This is a genomic window from Massilia sp. P2_C2, from assembly GCF_056404615.1.
The window spans coordinates 1-4,296 of record NZ_JBFUDR010000420.1; the positions used below are offsets into that span (position 1 = coordinate 1).

At 69.3% G+C, this 4,296-nt stretch carries 5 protein-coding genes; 4 read left to right on the plus strand and 1 reads right to left on the minus strand.

Annotated elements, in window-relative coordinates; translation table 11 throughout:
- From AC1DYX_RS28475 to AC1DYX_RS28490, 4 genes are all read left to right on the plus strand, one after another.
- Positions 1-1,248, plus strand: a 1,248-nt coding sequence (locus AC1DYX_RS28475) for a GMC family oxidoreductase N-terminal domain-containing protein (protein ID WP_477265169.1), incomplete at its 5' end; no start/stop codon positions are given.
- A 4-nt stretch (positions 1,249-1,252) separates the two neighbouring features.
- Entirely contained in the window at positions 1,253-2,185 is a 933-nt protein-coding gene (locus AC1DYX_RS28480) for an esterase/lipase family protein (RefSeq protein ID WP_477265170.1), read from the plus strand.
- A gap of 66 nt (positions 2,186-2,251) precedes the next feature.
- Positions 2,252-2,929 carry a TetR/AcrR family transcriptional regulator gene (locus AC1DYX_RS28485; RefSeq protein ID WP_477265172.1) on the plus strand — a complete coding sequence of 226 codons (678 nt, stop codon included), beginning with the start codon at positions 2,252-2,254 and terminating at the stop codon, positions 2,927-2,929.
- 7 nt (positions 2,930-2,936) lie between these two features.
- The gene (locus AC1DYX_RS28490; RefSeq protein ID WP_477265174.1) at positions 2,937-3,476 is read left to right on the plus strand and encodes an LOG family protein; all 540 of its coding nucleotides are present in this window, start codon (positions 2,937-2,939) and stop codon (positions 3,474-3,476) included.
- Positions 3,477-3,489: 13 nt separating this feature from the next.
- Here AC1DYX_RS28490 and AC1DYX_RS28495 read toward each other — a convergent pair.
- The coding region (locus tag AC1DYX_RS28495) for a putative bifunctional diguanylate cyclase/phosphodiesterase (protein ID WP_477265176.1) at positions 3,490-4,296 on the minus strand (807 nt) is incomplete at its 5' end.

A 4,296-nucleotide genomic window follows, 5' to 3' on the forward strand; every position in this document is an offset into this window, starting at 1 on the left:
CAACAGCACTACGGCCTCGCGACCTGTACCGAGGCCGACCTGGCGCCGTGGTTCCAGATGATGGAGGCGCGGCTGCACGTGACGGACTGGCCCGCGGCGCCGAACGAGAACAACGACCTGCTGCGGCGCGGCGCGGCAAAGCTCGGCATCCCGACGGCCCTCGTTCGCCGCAACGTCAAGGGTTGCTGGAACCTCGGCTATTGCGGCATGGGCTGTCCGACGAACGCCAAGCAGTCGATGCTCGTGACGACGATCCCGTCCGCGCTCGATCATGGCGCGACGCTCGTCACGCGCGCCCGCGCCGAGCGGCTCGTGCTGCAGGGCGACATGGTCCAGGGCGTCGTGTGCACGCTGCTGGATGCGGCCGGCTTGCGCCCGACCGGACGCCTGCTCCGCGTGCGGGCCCGCCACACGGTGCTGGCCGGCGGCGCCATCAACACGCCGGCGTTGCTGCTGCGCTCGCAGGCGCCCGACCCCAGCGGGCAACTGGGCAAGCGCACGTTCCTGCACCCGACGCTCGTGTCGGCCGCGCTGTTCCCGCAGCGCGTGGACGGCTATGCGGGCGCGCCGCAGAGCGTCTACTCGGATCACTTCCTGCACACGCAGGCGATCGACGGCCCGCTCGGCTACAAGCTGGAAGTGCCGCCGCTGCACCCCGTGCTGCTGGCGACGACGATGCAGGGCTTCGGGGGCGAACACGCGGCGATGATGCGCAGTTTCCCGCACCTGCAGGGCATGCTGGCGCTGCTGCGCGACGGTTTTCACCCCGAGTCGAACGGCGGTACCGTCGGGCTGAACGCGGACGGTTCCGCCGTGCTGGACTACCCGCTGAACGATCCGGTCTGGGAGGGCGCGCGGCGCGCGCTGCTGACGATGGCCGAGATCCAGTTCGCGGCCGGCGCGACGGGCGTGCAGGTCGCGCACGAGCGGGCGCCGCGCTACGCCGGCTGGGCCGAGGCACGGGCGGGTATCGCCGCGCTGCCGTACGAACTCCACCTCACGCGCGTCGTGTCGGCCCACGTGATGGGCGGCTGTGCGATGGCCGGTGCGCGGCACGACGGCGTCACGGATTCGGACGGGCGCTACCGGGGCCTGGCGAACCTGTCCGTGCACGACGGCTCGCTGTTCCCGACGTCGGTCGGCGCCAATCCGCAGTTGTCGATCTACGCCATCACGGCGCGCCTGGCCAGCAATCTCGCGCTGGTCATGACGGGGCGGCCGGCGGCACGGCCGCAGGCGGCGGCCTGAGACGATGAAGCCGGCCAGCGCGCGCACGCTGCTGCGCCTCGTGCTGCTCGTGCAGGGCACGGCGGCGCTGCTGATCGCGTGGATCCTGGTGCATCGCGGCACGCCCGCGTGGGGTGCGCTGCTGGCGGGCGTAGTCGCGGTGGCGCTCGTGCGCCTCGCCATCAACATGAACAATTTTGTCATGGCGTCGCGGGCCGCGAGTCCGACGCCGCCGGCGTACCGCCTGGATTTTCGCGCGCGCCTGCGCATGCTGGCCGAGGAATTCCGCGCCAGCATGCTGGTGACATCCTGGCACGTGCCGCGCGGCTGGGCGCGCATGACCATCCACCCGCGCGGTGATCATGTGCCGGTGCTGCTCGTGCACGGCTATGGCTGCAACAGCGGCTACTGGGCGCACCTGGTGCCGCTGCTGGACCGGGAAGGCATCAGCCACGCCAGTATCGACCTGGAACCGGTGGCGGGCAGCATCGACGACTACGCGCCGCTGCTCGAGGAACGCGTGCAGGCGCTGTGCGCAGCGACGGGCGCCGCGCGCATCGCCATCGTCGCCCACAGCATGGGCGGCCTGGCCGCGCGCGCGTGGATGCGCAGATACGGCAGCGCGCGCGTGGCCAGGGTGATCACGCTCGGCACGCCGCACCATGGCACGGCGCTGGCGCGCTTCGGCCCCGGCGCGAACGCCGTCCAGATGCGCCGCGACGGTCCGTGGCTGCGCGACCTGGCGGCGTCCGAGGGGCCGGACGTGCGTGCGCGCATCGTGTCGCTGTATACCCATCACGACAACATCGTCGCGCCGCAGGATTCGAGCGTGCTGCCCGGTGCGCGCAACGTCGCATTCGGCGGCGTGGGCCACGTGGCGCTGGGCAGCAACCCGCGCGTGCTGGCCGAGGTGTTGCAGTTACTGCGCGAACTGCGCGCCGACACGCCCACGGCGTAGACAGGCGGTGGCCGCGCCGTCCGGTCGATGATATCCTTGCGGGTGAGTCCACCCACATTTGTTTCCATGCAACAGAAAGCCCCGCGCCGAACCCGCGAACGCATCCTCGAGCTGTCGCTGCGGCTGTTCAACGAATTCGGCGAACCGAACATCACGACGACCGTGATCGCCGACGAGATGAACATCTCGCCGGGGAACCTGTACTACCACTTCCGCAACAAGGACGACATCGTGAACTCGATCTTCGTCCAGTTCGAGGCGGAGATCGAGCGCATGCTGACCGTGCCGGCCGGCCGTCGCTCGAACATGGAAGACGTGTGGCTGTACATGCACCTGATGTTCGAACTGATCTGGAAGTACCGGTTCTTCTACCGCGACCTGAACGACCTGTTGTCGCGCAACCGCAAGCTGGAACTGCAGTTCAAGGCGATCCTCGCCCACAAGATCAAGGTCGCGCGCCAGCTGTGCGAAGACCTGCGCAGCGAAGGGTCGCTCGAGGCGGGCGATGCCCAGATCGGCGCGATGGCGACCAACATGGTCGTCGTCGCCACTTACTGGCTGTCGTACGAATACGTACGCAATCCGCGCAAGTACAGCGAGCAGCAAGCCATCGCCGACGCGCTGGCGCGCGGCTGCTACCAGGTGCTGTCGATGCTCGGCCCCTACCTGCGCGGCGAGACGCTCGCCCTGTTCCAGCGCCTGTCCGACGAGTTCCTCGCGAAGCTGCCTTTGGTACAACCTTGAGGAATCCATGAAATCCATCGCTGTCTATTGCGGCGCCTCGCTGGGCGCCGATCCCCTGTATGCCGACGCGGCGCGCAGCCTGGCCTGCGCCCTCGTCGACCACAACATCGGCCTCGTCTACGGCGGCGGCAAGGTGGGGCTGATGGGCGTGATCGCGGACGAAGTGCTGCGCCTGGGCGGCGAGGCGACGGGCGTGATCCCGAAGCATCTCGTCGAGCGCGAAGTCGGACACCCCGGCCTCACGCGGCTGTTCGTCGTCAAGGACATGCATGAGCGGAAAGCGATGATGTCCGACCTGGCGGAGGGTTTCATCGCCATGCCGGGCGGGATGGGCACGCTGGAAGAGCTGTTCGAGACGATCACGTGGGCCCAGCTGGGCATCCACGCCAAGCCGATCGGGCTCTTCAACGTGAACGGCTTCTACGACGGCCTGTCGGCCTTCGTCGACCACCTCGTCGCGACGGGGTTCGTGCGTCCGGCCCACGCCGCGCTGATGACGCTCGATGCCGATCCGGACGCGCTGATCCGCCGCCTGCGCGGCGTCTGAACGCCGGCCAGCGTCAACCTGCCAGCCGTTCCGCACTGCCCAGGCGCCGCTGCTGCGCCTGCGCCTGCAGCATCTCGGTGATGCGTTCGGCCGGCACCGGTGGGCTGAACAGATAGCCCTGCATCTCGTCGCAGTCGTTGGCGCGCAGGAAGTCGCGCTGCTCTTCCGTTTCCACGCCCTCGGCGATCACGCGCAGGTGCAGGCGGTGGCCGAGCGAAATCACGGCCAGCGCGATGGCCTGGTCGTCCGAGCTGATGGCGAGGTCGCGCACGAACGACTTGTCGATCTTGAGCGTCGAGATCGGGAACGACTTCAGCGCGGACAGGCTCGAATAACCGGTGCCGAAATCGTCGATCGACAGGGTGATGCCCATCTCCTTCAGCTCGCGCATGCGCGCCACGGCCTGGTGCATGTCGCGCATCAGCAGGCTTTCCGTCACCTCCAGGTCCAGCGCGCTGGGCGGCAGGCCGCTGTCGCGCAGGGCGCCGGCGATGCGCTCGACGAGGCGCTTTTCCTCGAACTGGCGGGCCGACACGTTCACCGACACGGCCAGCGGATCCAGCCCGGCCGCGCGCCACAACTGGGCCTGGCGGCAGGCCGTGCGCACGACCCATTCGCCGAGGCCCACGATCAGGCCCGATTCTTCCGCGAGCCCGATGAAGCGGTCCGGGCGCACCAGGCCGTGTTCCGGATGGCGCCAGCGGATCAGCGCCTCCACGCCGAACAGGCGGCCCGTGCGCAGGTCGACCTTCGGCTGGTACAGCAGGTAGAAACGTCCGGCGGGCGATCCCGCGGCCGGCGATCCGGCGGCGGGCGATCC